A 22,841-nucleotide genomic window follows, 5' to 3' on the forward strand; every position below is an offset into this window, starting at 1 on the left:
TTTATTATGAGCAATGTGTTTTACATGCCACCAGTTACCCTTATGGGTCCAAATGCTATTCAATCTCTAGGTGCTGAATTAGCATCAAAAGAATTGAAAAAAGCGCTTATTGTGACCGATGGTGTATTAGTTGATGTAGGCTTGGTCAGCAAACTAACCGCTGAATTGAAAGCCCATCACCTTGACTTCGTTATTTATGATGGTGTGCAGCCTAATCCGACTGAAAAAAATATTGAGGATGGCCTTGAACTCCTTGCAAGCAGTCACTGTGACTTTGTTATTTCATTCGGTGGTGGTTCCTCTCACGATACCGCGAAAGGTATTGCCTTAGTGGCAGCGAATGGTGGCCATATTCGCGATTATTCAAAAGGTGTTCACCTTTCGAAAAGGCCACAATTGCCACTTGTTACGGTTAATACGACTGCAGGTACGGCATCTGAAATGACGGTGTTTGCCATCATCACCAATCAGGAAGATGAAACAAAGTATCCAGTGGTAGATAAACACTTTACGCCAATCATTGCCGTCAATGACTCAGAGTTAATGGTGGCTATGCCGGCGTTCCTTACGGCAACAACAGGTATGGATGCGTTGACACACGCCGTAGAGGCTTATGTTTCAACAGCGGCGACGCCAATTACCGATGCATCAGCAATCAAAGCGATTGAATTGATTGCTGCAAATCTTGAGACGGCGGTTAATGATGGTGAAAACCGTGCAGCCCGTGATGCGATGCAGTATGGCGAGTATCTGGCCGGTATGGCCTTCTCGAATGCATCGCTGGGTTATGTGCATTCAATGGCACACCAGTTAGGTGGTGTGTATGACCTGTCTCACGGATTGTGTAATGCCATCCTGCTAGCAGAAGTCTCTCGCTTTAATGCACAGCAAGTACCCGCGCGTTTTGTTGATATTGCGAAAGCAATGGGGGTTGACGTATCAGCGATGACACAAGAGCAAGCCGTTAATGCCGCCCTTGAAGCGCTTGATTCACTTTCTGAAAAAGTGGGCACAAAACAGCGTTTAGCTGATCTGGGTGTAACGGAAGATAAATTGGCATTTATGGCGCAAAATGCACTCAATGATGCTTGTTCTTTAACGAACCCACGTAAAGCTAGCCTGGAAGAGATCATCGCAATCTTCAACGCGCGTATGTAATAAAACGATAGCTAATAACTTGTCGGAACGAAACAGAAAGGTCGTCAATGGCGATCTTTCTGAGTTCACAAAATGAATTATCGATCATTGTAGGTACCAAACATGCTTAAAGTCATAGCACTTTCAACGTTACTTATCACTTCTATGTCAGCCTCTGCAGCCGTGCTTAAACTCACGGATACTAATAGCGGTATTTATGTTCAGGCAAATGAGCAATCTCAACCTGTATCAGGATTAACGGTTAAGGTGACGAATGTTCCTCAACTTAACGATGCATCGTTCACAACAGATGAACATGGTCGCGTATTTATTCCTTTGTCATTGAATGCCAGTCGTTCAGTAAGAGTGGAAGCGTCTGATATGGAATCAAATACAATCTTTCATCGCAGCGGCCGTTAATCGCACTATAAATTCGCGCACGCAATATTGAATGTAAATAATAACCGAACAACAGAAAGAAGGTTTCAACATTGGCTGGTACCTTCCTCATTGAATAATAAGGCAGTATAAAATGGCAACATTAACAGATAAACCCGGTATCACGCTAATTAAATCAGGCTCATTTAAACTCAATGATTTAAGCAAATTGCTTAACGTCGAAGGACTGAAAAGTGATATGGCCGAAGTGGCCGTTACCAATAACAGTGCTGAATTGACGATTGGTCATTTCACAATGGCACCTGGTGTCGAATTCGAATATTTCTATGATGCTGTTGAATACAAGGTGGTGACGAAAGGTAAAATTGTCATGCGCGATATGGAAGGCAATAAATATGTTGCTGAAGTGGGCGATGTAATTTTATTCTCTCCTGACGTGAATGTGATTTTTGATGCGGAAAGTGATGGTGAAGCCATTTACACCGCACACCGTAAAGCGGCGCCTGACTTTGCGCCTGTAAAATAATAGGCAGTGATCTACCGTTAATAAAAAGCCTTGAACCCAGTTCAAGGCTTTTTTGTGTCTATCCATTATGTATGCTGTTGACTGCCATTATTATCAGGGTGTGGTGTGTCTAAGTTCCCCCATTGATAATAGGCCACTATTTGGCTTGGCATTGTTTGACTTGTGCACAGTCTATGTTTTTTTTCTGAGGGGTGGGTTGGCTGCTGCTGGCTGGGAAGTAAGGGGTGCACCATCCTCGGTCTTGGATGTACCAGGTGCAATGATTAGTCGCAAACGCCATGTTGGCAAAGAAAAAACTAGACGCGATCAATAGTGCTTTTAATTTCATCGTTGTACTCCTGTTGCGATGGTTTGGCGACAGAAACCTGCCATGCTTGAACATCGAGAGTGTCGTTATCTGCCGTTGTGCGTAGAGGCTTTGAGGTGCCATCATAAAAATCCGTATTAAGCCTCTGTTTTTAAGCGTAGCTGAGATCAGCCAAGGCTCAAGAAATGCATGATTTTATAAGATCTTCCCTGTGTTTACTGGCCATTCAGGGACGAGATTTCTATTTTGTTAGACTGTATTAACTGAATGTTTACGCATTATAAAATTTTATAGAGTGTCAGTTTTACTAGGTTGGTATGTAATCACCCTGCACTGATGAAAAACAGAGCCAATAAGGGGGCTGTATGGTCGAAAGCATCAATATTGAATACATGTTGTTAGGGATGGCGTTGCTGGTGGCGATCGGTATCTTACTTCATCAACCTTCGAAAACATTGGGCATTCCTTCGCTGCTGATTTTTATGGGGATTGGACTGGCATTTGGCAATGGAGAGTGGCACTTCGTTTATGACAATCTTGCGGTGACCTCTTTCATTGGTGCCATGGCACTCAACATTATCGTTTTTGTTGGCGGTTTAAATACGTCAAAACAAAACATCGCCATCGCCTATAAAGAAGGCGGTTTGTTATCGACATTTGGCGTCTTACTTACGACCGGTATTTTAGGCGGCAGCCTCGCATTCTTGTTCAACCTTGATCTGTTGCTGTGCCTGTTATTTGCCGCTGTTGTGGCCTCGACCGACGCCGCGGCGGTGTTCTCTATTCTGGAATCGAAAAAGCTCAAGCTAAAAGATAATACGGATACCGTGTTGGAGTTTGAATCTGCCACGAACGATCCGGTAGCCTTGGTGTTGGTGATCATGCTCACGGATATGCTGTTATCAAGCGGTCAGACGGTGTCTTACAGTACGTTATTGTTGACCTTGACCCAGCAAATTGTGGTGGGGATGGGATTTGGCTGGTTAATTGGCAAGCTGTGCGCGTGGTTACTCAACCATAATCGCTTAGAAGAATACGGCTTGATACCGGTGTTCATCTTGGCGTGTTTTGTTATAGCCATCTACGGCAGTGAGTTACTGGGCGGCAATATCTTATTGGCCGCGTATGTGTCTGGGGTCGTGATTGGTAATGGGGTTCAACGTGGGCGAGAGGTCAGTAAGCATTTCTTCAATAGTGTGTCGTGGTTAGCGCAAGCCTTGATGTTCATTATTCTGGGGCTACAGTTCTTCCCACTGGCGATGGTGGGCGATGTGCTGTTGGCGGTTGTTCCTGCATGCTTGTTAATGCTTATTGCACGGCCGCTGGCGGTGTTCCTGTGTTATCTGCCTTTTCGACGTGCGTCATGGCAAAAACAAACCTTTATTGCCGCCATTGGTTTAAAAGGCGCCACGCCGATTGTCTTTGCTCTGATCCCGGCATCAGCAGGAGTCCCCCAAGCACAAACCCTTATGCATATCGTTTTTTTTATCGTGTTGATATCGGTCGTACTGCAAGGCTGGGCGATAGAGCCGTTGGCCAATCGCTTGGGGTTAAAGCAAACCTGAATGTAGCGTAGCTGCATAAAGAAAGGCGCATGAAGTGTGTTCAAATTCACAAAGTCAGCGGAAAGGTGAGGGGGGCGTAGGCGCAAGGAGGATGCTCATTATGGGGGGTAGGAGGTACCTTGAGGGCATATAAACCAAGCACAATGGATGAATGGAATGAAGCGTGTAACGAAAACTTTTGCTCTGTGTACCCTAACTGCAGCGATGGCTTTTCCAATGGCAGCATCGGCCATGCAGGAAGGCGAAATCCTGATTTGGATTAATGGTGATAAAGGCTACGAAGGTTTAGCTGAAGTCGGTCGTCAATTTGAAGCGGACACTGGTGTCGCGGTGACGGTTCAGTACCCGGATTCATTGGAAGCAAAATTCCAGCAAGTTGCTGCAACGGGCGGCGGTCCAGACGTTATTTTTTGGGCACATGACCGTTTCGGTGGCTACGCGAAAGCAGGTCTACTAAAAGAAATCAAACCATCACAAGAATTTAAAGACAAACTGGTCGATTTCAGCTGGGATGCGGTCACGTACGAAGGCAAGTTAGTGGGTTATCCTATTGCGCTTGAATCCCCTTCTCTGATTTACAATAAAGATTTGCTGCCTGAGCCACCGAAAGCGTGGGAAGAATTGTACGCCATTGAAAAAGCCATGGCAGCAAAAGGTAAGAAAGCCATCATGTGGGATGTGAAAAACGCCTACTTCACATGGCCGATGATTTCTGCAAACGGCGGTTATGCGTTCAAGAAAACAGATACCGGTTTTGACGGCACTCAAATTGGCCTTAACAACGCAGCAGGCGTGGCAGGTCTGTCCTTCTTGGTGGACTTGGCTAAAAAAGGCGTCGTGAATCCAGACATGGATTACGCGGTTTCTGAAGCAGAATTCAACAAAGGTAACGTGGCAATGACCATTAACGGTCCTTGGTCATGGGGTAACCTTGAAAAATCTAAGATCAACTACGGCGTTGCTGTTTTCCCAACCCTTAATGGTGGTAAATCTAACCCGTTCGTGGGCGTGTTAAGCGCGGGTATTAACGCCGCGAGTCCGAACCAAGATTTGGTGGTGGAGTTTTTGGAAAACTACCTGATCACGGATGAAGGTTTGGCAAAAGTAAACAACGATAAGCCATTGGGTGCGGTGACACTGAAGTCTTACCAGCAAGAGTTGTCAAAAGACAGCCGTATTGCGGCTTCAATGCAAAACGCAGAAAACGGCGAGATCATGCCAAATATTCCGGAAATGACGCCGTACTGGTTTGCTGAAGGGGCGGCGATTGAAAACGCCCTGCTAGGCCGTCAAACCGTGAAAGAAGCGTTGGATACCGCGGTAACGCAGATCCGTAAATAAATTTTAGACACAGTGATTGCGCAATCTTCGCCCGGAGATTGCGCATTTTTGTACGTGCAAAGTCAGTCACGACATGTTGGGAAGGATAGGATATGAGTCATATGGACGTAGCGCCATTTTCTGCGCAGTTGTATGTAAAAGGCACATTCAATGGTTGGGGTGATGATACCCCGATGGCTTACGTAGGTAATGGGGTATATCAAGGGGTTGTGTGTTTGTCTGCGGATGCACACAGTTTCAAAATTACCGATCAGCAAGGCACAGAAGATCTGTGTTTTGCGGCAGACCAATATAAAGCGGTGGATTGTTTCTTAGGGCAGGCGCAAGTCGTTGTACCGGCAAAAGGGATCGGCAATGATTTGGTGTTCCATGCCCCTGAAACCGGTTTATATACTGTTCAGTTGGCGGTAACCGATGATGCGTTACGCATGACAATCGATAAAGGCGGCGATAACGCAGAAGAAGCGGCGGCTCGCACACTGGGTGCGTTCTCGTTTGATGTGGTGGGGAACAAGCGAGAATTGGTCGGTAAAGGTGGGGCGGTATTAGCGCCAGAATCCCTGTTCGAGCAGGTGGCCATTACGCTTGAGAGCAGCGCACCCTTTGTGTTCGGTGATAACGTGGACGGTTACTACGAAGGTAGCACTCATGCGTTTGTGGCGGCGGGTAAATACCGTCACAAGCAAGGTTGGTACCTGGGCACGTTTGCGACCTTTGTCGATGGGGTGTTGAATGCCAAACCACACGCGACGCAGGCGCAGTTGTTCCCGTATGGTGTTACACACACGTACGCCCAAGGCGGCAATTCAGTAGAAGACACGTTGATGCTGTTTTCAGGCTTGCACAATGGTGAGCGCAATGCCGCCATTACGGTACGTGCCGATCAGCCCGCTTTGTTGGCGGTGGCGCCACAATTGAATTTGGCGATCAGTGCGTCAGAGGTGACGGCGTTTGATCATGGTGTTGTGTATGCACTGGCACCTGAATTGCGTCAAGCAGGTACGCCGTCTTTCATCGCGTTGGTGGCCGATACCGCGTTTGATTTTGAAGAAACCACGTTTGCTCAAACACCCGCCCTGAAAGAGCAGGCGTTCTTCAGTGGTCACCACGTGAAGCCAGTGATCCGAACGAAGCAGCCGACTACCAGCATGACGGTGTATTTGGCCTTTGCGGAAACCGCAGACGCGGCCATTGCACAAGCCAACCGTATGCTGACCGGCGACGGTGTGACGGAACATCAGCAGAATGTGTATGACATGCTGACGCACTCGTACCTGTGGACGTCAGATTTGGCGTACAACCGTGCCTTGATGTGGGCCAAAGCGGCAGGCAAAGTGTTTGTTTCCAGTGAGTACGGCAAGGGCATTTGGGCGGGTCTTCCGTGGTTTAAAGACTGCTGGGGCCGTGACTCTTTCATCGCTGTGCCGGGTATCACGTTAGTGAACGGTGATTTTGAGGATGCCAAAACCATCATTGATAACTTCGCACAAATGCAGATGCAAGATCCCGCGGATATCAACTACGGCCGTATCCCGAACCGCGTGACCAGCAAGACCAATATGATTTATAACACCACCGACGGTACGCCGTGGATGGTGCGCGAAGTGTGGGACTACTTACGTTACAGCGGTGATGCTGACTACGCGAAATCGATTTATCCGGTTGTGCAGACCTACATTGACGGGATCGAAAAGCACTACTTGGATGCCTATGGGCTGATGACCCACCGCGATCCGGATACGTGGATGGATGCCAAGCTGGAAGGGCGCTTACCGTGGTCTGCCCGTGGTGATCGTGCGAACGATATTCAGGCACTGTGGTACACCAGTTTGTTGGTGGCGGTAGAGCTGGCCAAATTGACGGGGGATGACGCCAATGCAGCCCGTTATCAAATTATGGCTGAAAAGGTGAAAGCCAGCTTCCAGTTGATGTTCTGGGATACTGACAGCCAGTTGTTGGCTGATCGTCTGCATGCAGACAACCGCCGTGATCTGCAAGTGCGTACCAATCAGTTGATGACGTTGACGGTACCGTTTGATAATTCGCTGCTGGATAAAACCGTGGGCGCGAATGTGGTGAAAAATGCCATCAGTGAGTTGTTATTCCCGTGGGGGATCACGTCACTGTCCCAGCATGACCCGATTTTCCACCCTTACCACGCGAACCGCGAGGAATACCATAAGGATGCGGCGTACCATAACGGCACCATTTGGGGCTGGAACGCCGGCTTTGCGGTATCAAGCTTGATTGAATATGGTTATGTCGATTTTGCTTACCAGTTAACGCAAAATCTGGCGGATCAAATTTTGCACATCGGTCACCGCGGTACCATGAGTGAAAACTTGGATGCCTTCTTAAATGAAAGCGGTCAAGTCACGACGTCTGGGACATACGCACAGGCGTGGTCGGTGTCTGAATTTACCCGTAACGGTTATCAAGACTACATGGGCTTTAAGCCTAACCTGCTTGATAACAAAGTGACGTTTGCACCGTGTTTACCAAGTTGCTGGCAGCAGGCACAAGCGACGTTGCGTTTTGGTGATAGCAATGCCTTGGTGGTGGACTTCCAACGGGTTGACGGTCAACTGCAGTTTGCGCTGTCGGTGGCGACGGACACGTCGGTTAGCATTGAGTGCGTATTGATGGACTCACTGAAAGCCAAGCACAGTGTCTCTATTGCCGCGAGTACAACACCGGTTCGGGTGACGTTTGATCCTGAAACCGCGACATGTCAGGTGAATGGTGAAGCCGTGGCATTAACCTGTGTTCAGCCGAGTTTTGCCCTTGAAATTGGCGATTTGCAATTTGCTACTCCGGCAGTGAACAAATCGTTCCCGATGCTGAATGGCATGCACGTGTTGCAGCAGGATGTAGAGCAGGCGGGCTTGGTGAACGCCGCGGATTAATGGGTGTTTATCCCGTCGTGTCGTGCGGCGAGAAACAGTAAAAAGCGCTGAGTGATCAGCGCTTTTTTTATAGACATCTGTTTACAGGTATATGCACGTTGTTAGGGCGACAGGGGAGGATGAAACATGTGGACATCGATTGTGGATAACGCCACGGTGCCCGGTGTCAGGGTATTGGTATCTATTGCTCATCATCCCAAAACATGCGACCTTCTAAAGAATAAGGCTCTCGCTCATCAAGGGTATTGAATTTCCCTCTGAGTCGATTCAACTTAATTTCAAGTGATTTCGCTTCTTGGTAATCCCCTTCTTGGTAAGCAAGGTAAATGCGTTGTTCGATATCCTCAATTCTGTCATGACTGCTCATGGCTGATCCTCCATTTCGCGGAATTTAGCCGAAATGTGTGACGAGAAAAGTCGGTTGTCGCGCGCACTGATTAGGCTTGTCGCTCGTCAACACCCTCTGCTTGAGTGTAGAAAGAGATGCCCGAGTCTTCCATTTTCCCGGCTAAGCCATGCGTAAGACGCAGTGATCGATGAAGACAGGAAAACGCCGTGCCCACGCACTTTCGCTGTGGATCCCGCCTGGGTCAACATCAAACCGACACTGAACCACGGGGCCAAAGGTATGCAGTTGCTTGGCGATATCAACCGCTAAATCGTGGTACAGGGCTGGGAAACCTGCATGGCCGCTGCTTTCTTCTGTGCCAATGTCCATGTATACCGTCAGTGGCCATTGTGCGAGGTGCTCATGTGATGTGGCGGCAATGAGGGTTTTCATCGCGGTTTCGGCAAACCAAAAAGCCGGAGAAAACACCCCTGCGTTGGCAAAGGTTTCTGGGTAGGTCAATAAGGCGTACAGGCTGATCAAACCGCCCATGGAGCTGCCCGCGATGGTGGTGTGTTCACGTTGCGGCAAGGTACGGTAAGTGAGATCAATGTAGGGTTTGAGCGTCTCGACGATAAAGCGGCAATACGCGTTGCCGTCTCCGCCTTGTGGTACCAACGCTTCTGGCCAATGGGCAAGGGTAGCTTGCGCCTCGTAGGGCCACGGGGAGTACTCATCCCGACGGCCAAATTGCTCGCGCTCTGGGCTGCAGTCTACAGCGACAATGATCGCTCCAGCAAAATCGCTGTTGTGTTGCAATGCGTCGAGGTACTCGCCAGCTTGCCAGCTCATCGCAGAGATGCAAAGCTGAGGCTCAAAGACATTTTGTCCGTCATGCATGTAGATCACGGGGTAGTGCCGCTGGACGGTGAAATAATCCACGGGCAGATAAATACGCACAGTACGGGTTTTATTGAGCTGCGGTATTGCAACGTCAGGGAGTACCACCATACGGTGCGGGTCATACTGTTTTATGCGGGGATCAAACGATTCACGACGAGGATCAATCTGTTTACCACGAAGATCAAACATGAGGGGCAGGCTCCATACAAAAACGCGATATAAAAAAAGCGCTGAATAGACAGCGCTTTAATCTAAGGGGGAAAAAGTGAGGCTTATACGCCAGGTTCTTGGTATAAGCGACGGCACGCTTGCCCGTTACTGTGGAACAAGTGACAACGGTGCGCAGGGATGCCGACTTTAAACTTGTCGCCAGATTCAATATCCAAGGTATCTGGACGGCGGTAGATGAAGTCCGCATCCATGTGGTCAAGATTGATGTAGGCTTGGGTTTCATAACCAAGCTTTTCAACCACTTGAACGGTGCCTTCAATGCATGCATCGCCTTCTGCACAGGGTACGAGGTGTTCAGGGCGGATCCCCAACGACATGCGCGCGCCTTTGGTCACTGTCGTGCCATCAACCGGGATCCAGAAGCTGTTGCCATCGGCCAGTTGCACCATCACGCGCTCATCTTCCGCTTGCTCAATGAACACACTCATGAAGTTCATTTTTGGTGAACCGATAAAGCCTGCGACAAAGCGGTTTTTCGGGTAGTGGTACAGTTCAAGTGGCTTACCCACTTGCGAGACAAAGCCGCCATCAAGTACGACGATCTTCTGTGCCATGGTCATTGCTTCGACCTGATCATGCGTCACGTAAATCATGGTGCAGCCGAGTTGCTTGTGCAGCTTGGCAATTTCGATACGCATTTGTACACGCAGTGCGGCGTCGAGGTTAGACAGTGGCTCATCCAGCAAGAACACATTCGGTTGAGACACCAAGGTTCGGCCAATCGCAACACGTTGACGCTGACCGCCAGACAGGGCTTTCGGCTTACGTTCCAGTAAGTGACCCAACTGAAGGATGTCAGCCGCATGGTCAACACGGCGTTTAATTTCGCCTTTGTCCGCTTTGGCCAGTTTCATGCCGAACGACATGTTATCAAATAGGTTCAGGTGGGGATAAAGGGCATAAGACTGGAAGACCATACCAACGCCGCGCTCTGACGGGGGCACGTCATTCATGCGCTTTTCACCGATGAACAAGTCGCCAGATGTGATGTCTTCTAGCCCTGCGATACAACGCAGAAGGGTCGACTTACCACAGCCTGATGGGCCAACAAAAACGACGAACTCGCCTTCAGCAATATCGAGATCGACGTTCTTGGAAATCAGGTTATCTCCATATGCTTTACATACATTTCGTAAAGTAACACTCGTCATCGAGCCTATCCTCTAAGTTTGTTGTTGCCTGCAAGGCGCATGATATTCAAGCCGGGCCTTGCGGGTAAAGAATTTTTGCTGGATTTCCAGTCATGCGTGATGCTTTTTAGGTAAGTGTGTCTGGGCTGTTATTATTCAGTAACGTCTGACTACGGCTTATTTACCGCTCAGTTACGGAGTGCGTAGAAAAAAAGGTAGCGCATGCATCGTGAACCGAATACCGCGCCACCTGACTCAACCTGCCTTATTTACTTCCCCGAAAATAAAACAGCACGATCATCTAAATGAAGTGGTTACTGTGAAAAACGCCAACTCGCCTAAGCATGAGCATCTTCAACTACCCTGTTGGGCATAACGATAATATTACGGAGGAATGCATTGTAAACATCCTCCCAGAGCGAAATTAATGAGGGGGATGAGGGGGGGAGGAGTACTCAGATCACACTTTGTAGGTATAGAGGATGAACGTGATATTTATTATCCGTACTATGTGCGGCGTATCACAATCAAGCATTGGAATTAGATCTGCATCACTATTGAACACGACGAAGATCACGGTTTTGTTGCTTGGTGGCCGGGGGCGTAGGGGGCAGGATGATGCCTTATACCTATGACTAATGGATTATAGACCATGCAAGTTGTGCTATAGCCGTATTCTGTAGCACGCATAGATAACAATCATGAAGGATGTTAATAATGAAGAAAGTCCTCAGCACCGTCGCATTGTGTACCCTTGCTATACTGGGTTCACTCAATGCACATGCCGCCATTGAAGAAGGCCAACTGACCATCTGGATCAATGGTGATAAGGGATATAACGGCTTAGCAGACGTCGGGAAGCAGTTTGAAGCGGATACGGGTGTGAAAGTGACTGTGGCGTTTCCTGATAACTTAGCTGATCGCTTTCAACAAGTGGCTGCCGCAGGGGATGGCCCAGATATTGTTTTCTGGGGTCACGACCGTTTCGGTGGCTATGCCAAATCGGGCCTTGTGACAGAGGTGCATCCAAGCCAAGAAATGAAAGCCAAAATCATTGATTTCGCTTGGAATGCCGTGACCTACGACGGCAAGTTGGTGGGTTATCCGATTGCGGTGGAAGCACTTTCTCTCATTTATAATAAAGACTTGGTGGCTAAACCCCCTAAAAATTGGGAAGACATTGCCGAACTGGACAAGCAGCTCCAGAAAGACGGTAAGAAAGCCATTATGTGGAATGTGCGTGAGCCGTTCTTCACGTGGCCAATCATTACTGCCGACGGCGGCTATGCTTTTAAGTTCACCGCAGAAGGGTACGACGTGAAAGACGTTGGCCTGAATAATCGCGGTGCCAAAAATGGCATGAATTTTGTCAAATCGCTGGTGGATCAAAAGGTGATCTCTGCTGATATGGATTACAGCATCTCAGAAGCTGAATTTAATAAAGGCAATGTTGCATTGACCATCAATGGTCCATGGTCTTGGAATAATATTGATAAATCCGGCATTAATTACGGCGTCACGTTATTACCCAAATTAAACGGCAATCCTTCTAAGCCGTTTGTTGGGGTATTAACCGCGGGGATCAGTGCAGCTTCGCCAAATAAAGATTTGGCGGTCGAATTTATTGAAAATTACTTGCTCACCAATGAAGGGCTGGAAAGCGTTGATGCCGATAAACCCTTAGGGGCCGTTGCATTAAAATCATTCCAGTCAGTATTGGCCAGCGATGAGCGTATTGCCGCTACCATGGATAACGCCATGAACGGTGAAATTATGCCAAACGTGCCACAGATGACCGCATTTTGGTACGCGCAAGGCAATGCCATTCAGAATATTATTGATGGTCGCCAGCGTGTCGAAGATGCACAGAATGGCGCTGCCGCCCACCTGTTAAAATAATTCCGTCTTGGGGAGAGGGATCTCTCCCTATTTTATTCCTCTTATTGCGAGCAAGGAGCTGAGATGCAGTCAGTTCAAGGCGAAGCGTTTTTGGATATCCCAAAAACTCGCCCAACCTTTAATTATCGTCAATGGCTGAAATGGTCATTATTAGGCATGATCGGTATCGTCAATGGTTACGCGACGGTGCTGATGTATGCACAAGGTGAAATTCCCTTTGCCTTACTGACCGTTTTTCTCACCGCGTTAGCGCTGTATATTTTTGGGAGTAAGAAAACCTACGCGCACCGTTATATTTATCCGGGTGTCGCGGGGATGGTGGTCTTCGTTATTTTCCCACTAATCTATACCGTCGGCCTTGCGTTTACCAACTACAGTGCGTCTAATCAGTTGTCGATGGAACGCACGCAAAATGTGTTGCAGCAACGGACGTTTTTATCCGGCAAAAGTTACGGCTTTGATTTGTATCAGGTGGATAATGGCCATCAGATCATCATCAAAGACGGCGGCACCTTGCTGGCTTCTTCCGTGCTTGATTTGTCAGCCCCTGTTAGCGATGAAGCGATAGCGTTGCGTGAAGTGAGCACAGTGGAAGGCAAAAAAGCGACCATCAAAACCATCATTCAAAATCGCGCGGCTTTAAGCGAAATTGAATTGGCGATGCCGAGTGGCGCTGATATTCGTATGAGCGGCCTGCGTAAGTTTGCCTCCGAATCTGCGTTATTTACTTTGCAAGATGATGGCCAAACCTTGCTCAATAACCAAACTCAGCAATTGTTTAAGCCGAACATGGAGATTGGATACTACCAGCCAGTTGATTCTAACGGTCAGTTTGTGGATAAGCCGATTTCTCCGGGATTCGTGGTCGGCGTAGGCATGGCAAACTTTGAGCGCGTGCTGACAGATGACGGCATTAAAGAGCCGTTCATGGGTATCTTCGTCTGGACCGTGGTGTTTGCCTTCTTGGCCGTGTCACTGACGTTGGCGCTGGGTATGGTGTTGGCGTGTATTGTGCAGTGGGAGCCGTTGAAGGGCAGTGGCATCTATCGCGTACTCTTGATTTTGCCTTATGCGGTACCGTCTTTCATTTCAATCCTGATTTTCAAAGGTTTGTTCAACCAAAGTTTCGGTGAAATCAACATGCTGCTAGATACCATGTTTGGTATTAAGCCGTCATGGTTCTCTGATCCGATCACGGCACGTGTCATGGTGGTGATTGTGAACACGTGGCTGGGTTTCCCTTACATGATGATTTTGTGCATGGGCTTATTAAAATCCATTCCGGATGATTTGTATGAAGCGTCCGCCATTGATGGCGCAGGGCCGATTCAGAACTTCTTCAAAATCACGGTACCGATGTTGATTAAGCCGATGACACCGCTGTTGATTGCCAGCTTCGCGTTTAACTTTAACAACTTTGTGATGATCCAGTTATTGACGACGGGTGGCCCTAATATGGTGGGGACCTCAGAGCCTGCGGGCTACACCGATTTGTTGGTGAGTTACACCTACCGTATTGCCTTTGAAGGAGGCGGTGGCCAAGACTTCGGCCTAGCCGGTGCGATTGCGACCGTGATCTTCATTTTGGTCAGCGGCATGGCATTGCTTAACCTGAAATTCACCAATACTAAGCTTGAGCAGGACTAAGGAGTAAAGTCATGCCAATGGTTCAATCGAAATCTTTAAAATACAAGGTCTGGGCGACACACGTTGCATTGTGTGTGTTTGTAACGGCAATGGTGTTGCCTTTGTTGATGGTGATTGCGATTTCCCTGCGTGAAGGTAACTTCGCCAGTGGTGAGTTAATCCCAAGTAATCCGACATTGGATCACTGGCGTTTGGCGCTGGGGATGTCTGTCACCAACAGTGATGGCAGTGTGACGCCTCCGCCGTTCCCTGTGTTGTTATGGCTGTGGAATACGGTAAAAGTCGCGGGGATCACCTCGGTGATTATTGTCGCACTATCCACCACCAGTGCGTACGCTTTTGCGCGTATGCGTTTCAAAGGCAAGAGCACGATTTTGAAAGGGATGATGATTTTCCAGATGTTCCCGGCGGTATTGGGTCTGGTTGCGTTGTATGCCGTGTTTGACCGTCTAGGTCAGTACATTCCGTTCTTGGGCTTGAATACGCACGGCGGGTTAATCTTCTCCTACTTAGGGGGGATTGCACTGCATGTATGGACCATCAAAGGGTATTTTGAAACGATTGATAATTCGTTGGAAGAAGCGGCTGCATTGGATGGTGCGACACCATGGCAAGCATTCCGTTTGGTCTTGTTGCCGTTGTCTGTGCCGATCCTTGCCGTTGTGTTCATCTTGTCATTCATTGGTGTGGTGACGGAAGTGCCAGTGGCTTCCTTATTGCTAACGGATGTGAATAATTACACCTTGGCCGTGGGTATGCAGCAGTATTTATATCCACAGAACTATTTGTGGGGTGACTTTGCGGCGGCCGCGGTATTATCGACCATTCCTATTACGACGGTCTTCTTGTTGGCGCAGAAATTCTTGGTCGGTGGCCTGACATCGGGTGGTGTTAAAGGTTAATCCTTATACATGAATGCATTCTATTGATATAAATAAAAAGAGCCCGTGGTTATCGGGCTCTTTTTTTTAAGAGAAAAAATATATCTTCCAGGCAGTCGGTAAGTATGGAAATAAAGCATATGTAACTGATTGTTAAACCAAGGTGAGCTTTTGGTTGGCATGGGTATGCTTTATATCTATTGTAGGATTGAGCGAAAGGGGAAATGACGTGTTTCAGTGAAATTGAACAGTGATTTTTATAGCGAATAAAAGGAGTGTGAAATAAATTATTTTAATTCTTCTGTTTGGTATACACTAAGAATATAATGCTTACTGAGTATTAAAATGTTCAGAATAATAGACATATACCTGCCTTTTCACTTGGGCAGTTGACTCTCGAGTTTAGCGCTTAACGTTGGTTTGGCCGCCGATCTGTTAAACATCACTAAGCTCACTATATTGGCGTTGCTGCATAGCTGGCTTATTCTTCGTTCTATTGAAGGTAAGTTTTAGTAACCAAACCCGAACGGCATGTTCGGGTTTTTTTATGTCTGTCGTTTGCGTTATTTGGATGTAGTCAGGAACGGAAATAACCGTTTGATGTCTTCCGGTGATAGGGCTTCGACACACGCAATATTGCGTTCAGGGATCCCTTCTGGATCGGGATAATGCTTCAATACCTTTTCCATGCTGGCTTCGCGGATCAAATGAAAGATCGGGTAGGGCGCACGGTTCGTTAGGTTTTCTGCATCGTCAGGTTGGGTACCATAGAAACAGTAATGTGGATGGAAACTGGCGATTTGGTAGGTGCCGTCATAACCGCACTGGAAGATTAACGCATCCACCAAATCCAAAAACTGGTTGTAGTCATCGAAGTCACTAAACAGATTAGGCGCAACGACCAGCGTGGTTTCTAGCTGTTCAACGGGCGTTTCGTCTAAGCGCTTAAGTTGTTGATAAATGGCTTCGAGTAGCACGTCTTCAGCTGCTGTATCATCGACGTAGATATCGATTTGCTTATTGCGGTTAGGTTTCGCTGCGAAGGGACACAGGTTCAGACCGATAACAACGGCTTCTAGCCATTGCTGTACGTCTTGCTCGATAGTGCTGAGGCTGTTTTTATGGGTAGATTCTGACATAGCTGACTTATCTGTAATTATTGACCGTCACGGTCTTTATGATTGTTCTGCGTGTTGAGGGCGCAGGGAGAAACAGGCGTAAAAAAAGGGCCTGCATGTGCAGACCCTTAGGATTATATCGTAAATTCGTGCTGTAACGTCAATCGCGTGATTACGCTTTTACGGGTTCATCCGTTGCTGTTGCGTTGTCAGCCGGTGCTTCTGTGGTCAGATCCGGGAATTGTTTTACCGGTTTCGCCACAAGCTGACGTGTCGCAGTACGCACTTCAGCCAATGTGACTTCAAACTGGTCGCCCAGTTGGTATTCTTTGACTTTATCAATATTGATAATGCCTAAGTCACCGCTGCATTCGATACGGGCTTTGTTGTCCAAAATCAACGATCCTGGGATAAAGGCCGCGGCGCCATTTTCTAGCAGGCGAACACGCATACCGGCGCGGTTAATATCGAAGATTTCCGCTGTAAAGACAGTCGCTTCTTTCACCGCGTTCTTCAGCAAACGTACGTACAACCAATCAGCCACGTCACGTTCAGCCATACGGTGGTTACGGCGGTGCAGGGCAATTTCGTCACCCACGGTATCATCCGGTGTTTGCGTCGGTGCTTGACCTGAGATCAAGGCTTTTAGCAAGCGGTGGTTGATCATGTCGCCGTATTTACGGATTGGAGACGTCCACGTTGCGTAAGCATCCAAGCCCATTGCGTAATGCGGTGCAGGTGTATTACCCACTTCGCTGTACGCTTGGAACTTGCGTAAACGGTTATCAAGGTACGGTGAGTCCTGATCGTTCAACCAACGACGTAGGGCACTGAAGCCTTCCAACGTGAGCAATGCTTCTTTTTCAAACGGGGCTTCTGCGTTAGTCAGGAACTCCATCGCGGTATCCAGTTTTTCTGGATTGAAACCGTTGTGGTAGTTAAAGACACCCAGACCGAATTTGTCACGCAGTGCACGACCCGCACAAATGTTTGCCGTGATCATGGCTTCTTCGATCATGCGGTTCGCAGTACGGCGAGGGTCGGTATGAATCGCGACCACGTCGTTGTCTTCGCTCAGTTCAAAGCGGTAGTCAGGACGGTCAGGGAATACCACCGCATTGTTTGCACGCCATGCGCTGCGCGCGTTAGCAAATTTGTGCAATGCGCGAATTTGCTCTTCGATGATGGCGTTCGGTGCCCAGCCTTCACATTCGCCGTTTTCAAGCAAATCAGACACGTTGTCGTACGATAGACGACCTTGTGATTTGATCCATGCAGCGAAGAAGTGAATGTCATCTTGGATCACGCCGTCAGCGCTCACCGTGACACGGCAACAAATCGTTGGACGCTTTTCATCTTCAAGCAGTGAGCACAGCTCATCACTCAGTTCACGCGGTAACATAGGAATGTTACGGCCTGGTAGGTAAATGGTGAAACCACGCTGACGCGCTTCGTCATCCATTTTATCGCCAACCGAGATGTAAGACGTTGGGTCTGCAATCGCAATCGTGATTTCAAAGCTGCCGTCTTCCTTCACAACGGTGTACAGCGCATCATCCATATCTTTGGTGGATTCACCGTCGATGGTGATGAATGGCACATCCGTCAGGTCTTGACGCTCAAGGCCTTCATCCAGCATTGACCAGCTGGCTTGTGGCGCAGGTTCTGCATTGGGCAGGTCATGACGGGCTAGGGTGACCCACCATGGTGCAATTTTGTCGTTGCTGTCAGTGATTTTTTCTTTTATATCACAGAAGAAGGCTTTGTTATCGCCAACTAAAGGGTGACGCGTCAGCATTGCGACTACCCAGTCGCCTTCTTTCAGAAGTTCTGGATTCAAGCCTTTGACTGGGCGTGCTTTAATAGCCTCTTTTAACTGTGGGTGATCCGGCACGACGTGCAGACGATCGCGGATCATTTTCACGCGACCGATAAAGCGATTGAGTTTTTGTTCAATCAACTCTTGCGGTTCAGCCACTTCACGCTCTTTTTCTGTACGAATAACGGCCATAACACGGTCACCGTGCATGACATTTTTCATATAGTTAGGCGGAATGAAAACGCTGTCTTTGTTGTCAATTTCCAGAAAACCAAAACCGCGATCAGTGGCCTTGATGGTGCCTTCTTTTTTAGGAAGGGTTTCCTGGATCTGTTTTTTAAGCTGTGCTAGTAGAGGATTATCTTGAAACATTATGCCCGGTCTCAGGTTGTTAACTCGGACACTATAAAGTTTTCAGCCAGCAAAACCAAGTTTAACCCGACCGAGAACGTCCGATAAGGAAGATGTAAAAATAAAGTGTATATAACAAACCTGATAAAAGTATGAAATCAGGTGCAAAATATCGGGTTTGCCAATTAAGAACGTAGAAACCTATAACCGCGATCAAAAAATAGACGTCCGCCTTTTCCCTTCTGTGCCAGAATCCTTTATAAAACATTCTCCTGTGAGTAGAACACAGACGAGAGCAATCGTGCAGTTGCTCATCATACAGACAAGGAACTGCTGGCTGTTTATCGCGTAGCCTTAAACTCGGTGGGATAAGTGTCGATTTGGCGGAAGACGGATATGGAAAAGCGTGATGCGCTCTCACCATTGGCAAATCAATTGGCGAGACAAGCGAATATGGAGCATTGGTGCGTTTGCCTGCTCTCGACATTGAACCAATCATTACAGTTAGACACCATCACGTTTGTGGTTGAGCAAGAGGGAGAAAGCCATGTGATGGCTTGCTGGATGAATGGGGCATTCCGCTATTATCCTGTTCCCATTCCTCTGCACGCGTTCAACGATGTGCCCCTTGTTTGTTTTACGCAAAGTAAACATGACGACTACACCGTACAGAAAGTGGATAGCCCGGACTATGTGCCTATTTGGGACAAAGAAGAGCGGCCATTAATCCGCTTTGTGATGCCTATCCGTACTCATTTTCGTTCGGTGGGTTACCTTTATGTTGACACTACGCAACCTGAACACCTTGAAGCACAACAACAGGTACTTGAGTCCTTCTTATTTTTGATTGCCTCTGATCTCAGTGCGCGTTTACTGCAAGATGAAGTGTTGGCCCACCATATTTCCCGCCGCAGCGTCGAAGCTGAACTCGAGATGAGAAACCATTCCATTACGCATTATTTGTCGTTGCTGAAAAACTTACATGATGTGACATTGACCCTGTCTAAAGCGAGCGGCTTAGACCAACTTTATCGCGATGCTGTGATGCTAGGGCGGCAGTATTTGGCGATAGACCGCATGGCGATATTCCTGACGGACTTTGATAAAAATGAAATGCGTGGCACGTTTGGCACAGACCCTGAGGGCAACTTGGTATCGCGTGCGCAGTTTACCAGCGCCATTCCCGACCACCCATTAGTGAATGAAGCATTAAGCCGTAAAGACCACGTGGTGGTTAAAGAGAATGCACCGCTGTATTTCGGAACAACACAGGTCGGGGTAGGGTGGAACGCTATGATCGCGATGTGGAACGGGGATAATTGTATCGGTTGGGTGGCGGCCGATAACTTAATTAATCAACGTATATTGACTGAGCACCAAAAAGAAATTTTGAAGTTGTTTGGTGCCGCATTAGGGCAGCAAATTGTGATCCGTCGTAATCACGAAATGTTGCAGCAGTTGAATTTAGAATTGGAAGAGCGGGTGAATGAACGCACCCAAGCGATAAAGCTGGCTAATAAAGCGTTAGAAGAAGCCAATAAACAATTAGCATTGTGGTCAATGCAAGATGGCTTAACCGGTATTGCCAATCGCCGATTTTTTGATCTTTCTTTACAGCGCTATTGGGAATTGGCGGCGGAACAAGGCAACACGCTTCATTTGGTGATGATTGATGTAGACCATTTTAAGCGCTTCAATGATGAATATGGTCATGTTGAAGGGGATACCTGCTTAAAGCGCATTGCCAACGCATTAGATGTGATCATGAAACCCTACCTGAACGCTATTGTGAGCCGTTATGGGGGGGAGGAGTTCACGTGTTTAATGCCGTCGCTGTCAGTGAGTGACGCGAATGCCCTCTGTCAGCGAATCATTAAAACGATTGCTGCGTTGAATATCCCTCACTGCCAAAGTGAGTTAGGAATTGTCACCGTCAGTGTGGGCGTATGTAGCCGCATACCACAAAGTGGGGATGAGGCGGTGTGTTTACTTCATGGCGCGGACAAAGCGCTATACCAAGCGAAAAAAGCCGGTCGCAACCAGTTGTACCGATATAAATACGTGCTTCAGAGTGCTGAATGTGAGCTAAATTGAGGTAAATGCTGTTAAGGAAATCAMAGATTTAAGATGTAACAGATGAAGAATAGCTGTGGCGTTGTTCGCATTGTATAAATAATAGGTTATTGACAGTTATTTTGTGACGTTGCTCAATTTTTTCTGGCTTTTTATCGAGTAATGGCAGACAATGCGCGCCTCAAATCGTCGAGGCCCATGCTTGTGGTTGCTGTTGCAGAACCGTTTAAAGCCGAAGGGGCCCCGTTTTTAGTTAGATTATATATTGGGATCCCAATGCTAGAATCTGTTACAGAATTTCGCCAGTTAGAACTGGCAGATACACTATTATCCGCACTTGACTCAATGGGCTTCGTTGCGCCTACTCCTATCCAGGCGGCGTCAATTCCACTTCTATTGACTGGTACAGATGCACTTGGTAAAGCGCAGACTGGTACTGGTAAAACAGCAGCATTCTCTCTACCGCTACTGAACAAGCTAAACATCAACCAGCACAAACCACAAGCAATCGTTATGGCGCCAACGCGTGAACTAGCGATTCAGGTAGCTGCTGAAATCAAAGTACTTGGTCAGAACATCAAGGGCCTTAAAGTACTTGAAATCTACGGTGGTGCTTCTATCGTTGATCAGATGCGTGCACTTAAGAACGGTGCTCACATCGTTGTTGGTACACCTGGCCGTGTTAAAGACCTAATCACTCGTGATCGTCTACACCTTGATGAAGTACTGACTTTCGTACTTGATGAAGCTGACGAAATGTTGAAGATGGGCTTTGTTGACGACGTAACTTGGATCATGGAACAGGCTCCAGAATCAGCTCAGCGCGTTCTGTTCTCTGCAACTATGCCTCCAATCGTTAAAGAAATCGTTGACCGTTTCCTACGTACTCCAGCGCGTATCGACGTTGCTGGTGAAAACCGTACTGTATCGCAAGTTGCGCAGCAGTTCTGGGTTGTTAAAGGCGTAGAGAAAGACGAAGCAATGATGCGTCTTCTTGAAACTGAAGAAACTGATGCGTCAATCGTATTCGTACGTACACGTCAAGATACCGAGCGTCTAGCTGACTGGTTGTCTTCTCGTGGCTTCAAAGCGGCAGCACTTCACGGTGATATTCCTCAGTCGCTACGTGAGCGTACTGTTGACCATATCAAACGTGGTGTTATTGACATCCTAGTTGCAACTGACGTTGTGGCACGTGGCCTTGATGTTCCACGTATTACACACGTATTCAACTACGATATCCCGTTCGATGTAGAATCATACATCCACCGTATCGGCCGTACTGGTCGTGCAGGACGTAACGGTAAAGCGATCCTATTGGTTCGTACTAACCAAATCCGTATGCTTCGCACTATCGAGCGTGTAACTAAATCACGCATGGATGAAATCCAACTTCCTCTACGTGATGCTGTTGCTGATGCTCGCCTGAACCGTCTAGGTCTTGAGCTTGCTGCTCAGAAAGACGAATCAAGCGTAGAAGCGTTTGTTGAGCTTGTTGAAAAGCTACAAGAAACCATCGAAGTTGATGCGGCGACTCTTGCTGCAATGCTACTTCAACGCCAGCAAGGCAGCCGTCCTTTGTTCTACAAAGGTCCAGATCCAATGGTTGCTGCTATTGAGCGTGAATCGCAACGTCGTGACCGTCGTGGTAGCGATCGTGGCGAACGTGGTGAGCGCGGCGAGCGTGGCGGTGAACGTCGTGAACGCGGTGAGCGTGGCGAACGTCGTACTTACAACAACGCTGACTGGGATACGTACCAGCTACAAGTTGGCCGTGAGCAAGGCGTTCAGGTTAAAGACATCGTTGGCGCAATCGCAAACGAGCTTGGCCTAAGCAAAGAGTTCATCGGTGCAATCAAACTGGCTCCTGAGCACACTTACGTTCAGCTTCCTAAGAAGATGACTGCAGAAGTTGCAGCACAGCTTAAGAAACTGCGTATCCGTCAGAACGACGTGAAAGCTGTTGTTGTTGAAGGTGAAGTACTACGTGAGCACCGTGGCGGCAACCGTGATGGTAACCGTGACGGCAACCGTGGTGGTTTCCGTGGTAACCGCGAAGGTGGCAACCGTGAAGGTGGCAATGGTCGTGGTAATGGCGAACGTCGTTTCGACCGTAACCGTGGCGGCGACAACCGTGGTAGCTTCCGTGGCGAACGCAACCACAGCAACGCGAATAGCAATGCTAGCGGCGCACCTCGCCGTGACCGTAAGCCTCGCGAAGATTAATCTCTTCATCGATAGCGAATAGCTTATTAAGAAATCCAGCCTAATGGCTGGATT

The 22,841-nt window shown here is 48.0% G+C and carries 17 protein-coding genes; 11 read left to right on the plus strand and 6 right to left on the minus strand.

Going from position 1 to position 22,841, the window contains the following annotated elements; all coding sequences use genetic code 11:
- Window positions 1-6 precede the first annotated feature (6 nt).
- From L4C36_RS10410 to L4C36_RS10420, 3 genes are all read left to right on the plus strand, one after another.
- Entirely contained in the window at window positions 7-1,158 is a 1,152-nt protein-coding gene (locus L4C36_RS10410; RefSeq protein WP_428477738.1) for an iron-containing alcohol dehydrogenase, read from the plus strand.
- 102 nt (window positions 1,159-1,260) lie between these two features.
- Complete coding sequence (locus L4C36_RS10415) at window positions 1,261-1,557, plus strand: hypothetical protein (RefSeq protein ID WP_428477739.1); 297 nt, start codon at window positions 1,261-1,263, stop codon at window positions 1,555-1,557.
- 112 nt (window positions 1,558-1,669) lie between these two features.
- Window positions 1,670-2,062: a hypothetical protein gene (locus L4C36_RS10420; protein WP_428477740.1), complete on the plus strand. Its 393-nt coding sequence runs from the start codon at window positions 1,670-1,672 to the stop codon at window positions 2,060-2,062.
- Window positions 2,063-2,198: 136 nt separating this feature from the next.
- On the opposite strand, the gene L4C36_RS10425 is transcribed toward L4C36_RS10420, so the two are convergent.
- Window positions 2,199-2,390: a hypothetical protein gene (locus L4C36_RS10425; RefSeq protein WP_428477741.1), complete on the minus strand. Its 192-nt coding sequence runs from the start codon at window positions 2,388-2,390 to the stop codon at window positions 2,199-2,201.
- A gap of 344 nt (window positions 2,391-2,734) precedes the next feature.
- Between L4C36_RS10425 and L4C36_RS10430 the strand changes: the two genes are divergently transcribed.
- The 3 genes from L4C36_RS10430 (at window position 2,735) to L4C36_RS10440 (ending at window position 8,181) form a co-directional block, all read left to right on the plus strand.
- The gene (locus L4C36_RS10430) at window positions 2,735-3,934 is read left to right on the plus strand and encodes a potassium/proton antiporter (RefSeq protein WP_428477742.1); all 1,200 of its coding nucleotides are present in this window, start codon (window positions 2,735-2,737) and stop codon (window positions 3,932-3,934) included.
- Window positions 3,935-4,090: 156 nt separating this feature from the next.
- Entirely contained in the window at window positions 4,091-5,275 is a 1,185-nt protein-coding gene (malE, locus tag L4C36_RS10435; protein ID WP_428477743.1) for a maltose/maltodextrin ABC transporter substrate-binding protein MalE, read from the plus strand.
- Between the two features lie 92 nt (window positions 5,276-5,367).
- A complete protein-coding gene (locus L4C36_RS10440; protein WP_428477744.1) occupies window positions 5,368-8,181 on the plus strand; it encodes an amylo-alpha-1,6-glucosidase in 2,814 nt (937 codons plus the stop codon).
- A 181-nt stretch (window positions 8,182-8,362) separates the two neighbouring features.
- Here the strand turns inward: L4C36_RS10440 and L4C36_RS10445 are convergent, their stop codons facing one another.
- The 3 genes from L4C36_RS10445 to malK form a co-directional block, all read right to left on the minus strand.
- Window positions 8,363-8,548: a hypothetical protein gene (locus tag L4C36_RS10445; protein WP_428477745.1), complete on the minus strand. Its 186-nt coding sequence runs from the start codon at window positions 8,546-8,548 to the stop codon at window positions 8,363-8,365.
- Window positions 8,549-8,689: 141 nt separating this feature from the next.
- Window positions 8,690-9,601 carry an alpha/beta hydrolase gene (locus tag L4C36_RS10450; RefSeq protein ID WP_428477746.1) on the minus strand — a complete coding sequence of 304 codons (912 nt, stop codon included), beginning with the start codon at window positions 9,599-9,601 and terminating at the stop codon, window positions 8,690-8,692.
- A gap of 83 nt (window positions 9,602-9,684) precedes the next feature.
- Complete coding sequence (gene malK, locus L4C36_RS10455; protein WP_428477747.1) at window positions 9,685-10,794, minus strand: maltose/maltodextrin ABC transporter ATP-binding protein MalK; 1,110 nt, start codon at window positions 10,792-10,794, stop codon at window positions 9,685-9,687.
- A gap of 696 nt (window positions 10,795-11,490) precedes the next feature.
- On the opposite strand from malK, the gene malE (L4C36_RS10460) reads away from it, so the two are divergent.
- The 3 genes from malE (L4C36_RS10460) (at window position 11,491) to malG (ending at window position 15,221) form a co-directional block, all read left to right on the plus strand.
- Window positions 11,491-12,672, plus strand: coding sequence for a maltose/maltodextrin ABC transporter substrate-binding protein MalE (gene malE / locus L4C36_RS10460; RefSeq protein WP_428477748.1), 1,182 nt, complete (start codon window positions 11,491-11,493; stop codon window positions 12,670-12,672).
- A 63-nt stretch (window positions 12,673-12,735) separates the two neighbouring features.
- Window positions 12,736-14,319, plus strand: coding sequence for a maltose ABC transporter permease MalF (gene malF / locus L4C36_RS10465; RefSeq protein ID WP_428477749.1), 1,584 nt, complete (start codon window positions 12,736-12,738; stop codon window positions 14,317-14,319).
- An 11-nt stretch (window positions 14,320-14,330) separates the two neighbouring features.
- Window positions 14,331-15,221, plus strand: a complete 891-nt coding sequence (malG, locus tag L4C36_RS10470) for a maltose ABC transporter permease MalG (RefSeq protein ID WP_428477750.1) — start codon at window positions 14,331-14,333, stop codon at window positions 15,219-15,221.
- Window positions 15,222-15,763: 542 nt separating this feature from the next.
- Here the strand turns inward: malG and L4C36_RS10475 are convergent.
- Both L4C36_RS10475 and L4C36_RS10480 read right to left on the minus strand, forming a co-directional pair.
- Window positions 15,764-16,339, minus strand: coding sequence for a DUF1415 domain-containing protein (locus tag L4C36_RS10475; protein WP_428477751.1), 576 nt, complete (start codon window positions 16,337-16,339; stop codon window positions 15,764-15,766).
- Between the two features lie 151 nt (window positions 16,340-16,490).
- Window positions 16,491-18,509, minus strand: a complete 2,019-nt coding sequence (locus L4C36_RS10480; protein WP_428477752.1) for an exoribonuclease II — start codon at window positions 18,507-18,509, stop codon at window positions 16,491-16,493.
- 375 nt (window positions 18,510-18,884) lie between these two features.
- On the opposite strand from L4C36_RS10480, the gene L4C36_RS10485 reads away from it, so the two are divergent.
- Both L4C36_RS10485 and L4C36_RS10490 read left to right on the plus strand, forming a co-directional pair.
- Window positions 18,885-20,582 carry a sensor domain-containing diguanylate cyclase gene (locus tag L4C36_RS10485; protein ID WP_428477753.1) on the plus strand — a complete coding sequence of 566 codons (1,698 nt, stop codon included), beginning with the start codon at window positions 18,885-18,887 and terminating at the stop codon, window positions 20,580-20,582.
- 255 nt (window positions 20,583-20,837) lie between these two features.
- A complete protein-coding gene (locus L4C36_RS10490; RefSeq protein WP_428477754.1) occupies window positions 20,838-22,787 on the plus strand; it encodes a DEAD/DEAH box helicase in 1,950 nt (649 codons plus the stop codon).
- Window positions 22,788-22,841 lie beyond the last annotated feature (54 nt).

Source organism: Photobacterium japonica (assembly GCF_050337005.1).
GTDB classification, from domain to species: domain Bacteria; phylum Pseudomonadota; class Gammaproteobacteria; order Enterobacterales; family Vibrionaceae; genus Photobacterium; species Photobacterium japonica.

Excerpts from the sequence above, each read along its gene's own strand:
- L4C36_RS10410 (WP_428477738.1), top strand. The coding sequence starts at position 7 with ATGAGCAATGTGTTTTACATGCCACCAGTTACCCTTATGGGTCCAAAT.
- L4C36_RS10415 (WP_428477739.1), top strand. The coding sequence starts at position 1,261 with ATGCTTAAAGTCATAGCACTTTCAACGTTACTTATCACTTCTATGTCA.
- L4C36_RS10420 (WP_428477740.1), top strand. The coding sequence starts at position 1,670 with ATGGCAACATTAACAGATAAACCCGGTATCACGCTAATTAAATCAGGC.
- L4C36_RS10425 (WP_428477741.1), bottom strand. The coding sequence starts at position 2,390 with ATGAAATTAAAAGCACTATTGATCGCGTCTAGTTTTTTCTTTGCCAAC.
- L4C36_RS10430 (WP_428477742.1), top strand. The coding sequence starts at position 2,735 with ATGGTCGAAAGCATCAATATTGAATACATGTTGTTAGGGATGGCGTTG.
- malE (WP_428477743.1), top strand. The coding sequence starts at position 4,091 with ATGAAGCGTGTAACGAAAACTTTTGCTCTGTGTACCCTAACTGCAGCG.
- L4C36_RS10440 (WP_428477744.1), top strand. The coding sequence starts at position 5,368 with ATGAGTCATATGGACGTAGCGCCATTTTCTGCGCAGTTGTATGTAAAA.
- L4C36_RS10445 (WP_428477745.1), bottom strand. The coding sequence starts at position 8,548 with ATGAGCAGTCATGACAGAATTGAGGATATCGAACAACGCATTTACCTT.
- L4C36_RS10450 (WP_428477746.1), bottom strand. The coding sequence starts at position 9,601 with ATGTTTGATCTTCGTGGTAAACAGATTGATCCTCGTCGTGAATCGTTT.
- malK (WP_428477747.1), bottom strand. The coding sequence starts at position 10,794 with ATGACGAGTGTTACTTTACGAAATGTATGTAAAGCATATGGAGATAAC.
- malE (WP_428477748.1), top strand. The coding sequence starts at position 11,491 with ATGAAGAAAGTCCTCAGCACCGTCGCATTGTGTACCCTTGCTATACTG.
- malF (WP_428477749.1), top strand. The coding sequence starts at position 12,736 with ATGCAGTCAGTTCAAGGCGAAGCGTTTTTGGATATCCCAAAAACTCGC.
- malG (WP_428477750.1), top strand. The coding sequence starts at position 14,331 with ATGCCAATGGTTCAATCGAAATCTTTAAAATACAAGGTCTGGGCGACA.
- L4C36_RS10475 (WP_428477751.1), bottom strand. The coding sequence starts at position 16,339 with ATGTCAGAATCTACCCATAAAAACAGCCTCAGCACTATCGAGCAAGAC.
- L4C36_RS10480 (WP_428477752.1), bottom strand. The coding sequence starts at position 18,509 with ATGTTTCAAGATAATCCTCTACTAGCACAGCTTAAAAAACAGATCCAG.
- L4C36_RS10485 (WP_428477753.1), top strand. The coding sequence starts at position 18,885 with ATGGAAAAGCGTGATGCGCTCTCACCATTGGCAAATCAATTGGCGAGA.
- L4C36_RS10490 (WP_428477754.1), top strand. The coding sequence starts at position 20,838 with ATGCTAGAATCTGTTACAGAATTTCGCCAGTTAGAACTGGCAGATACA.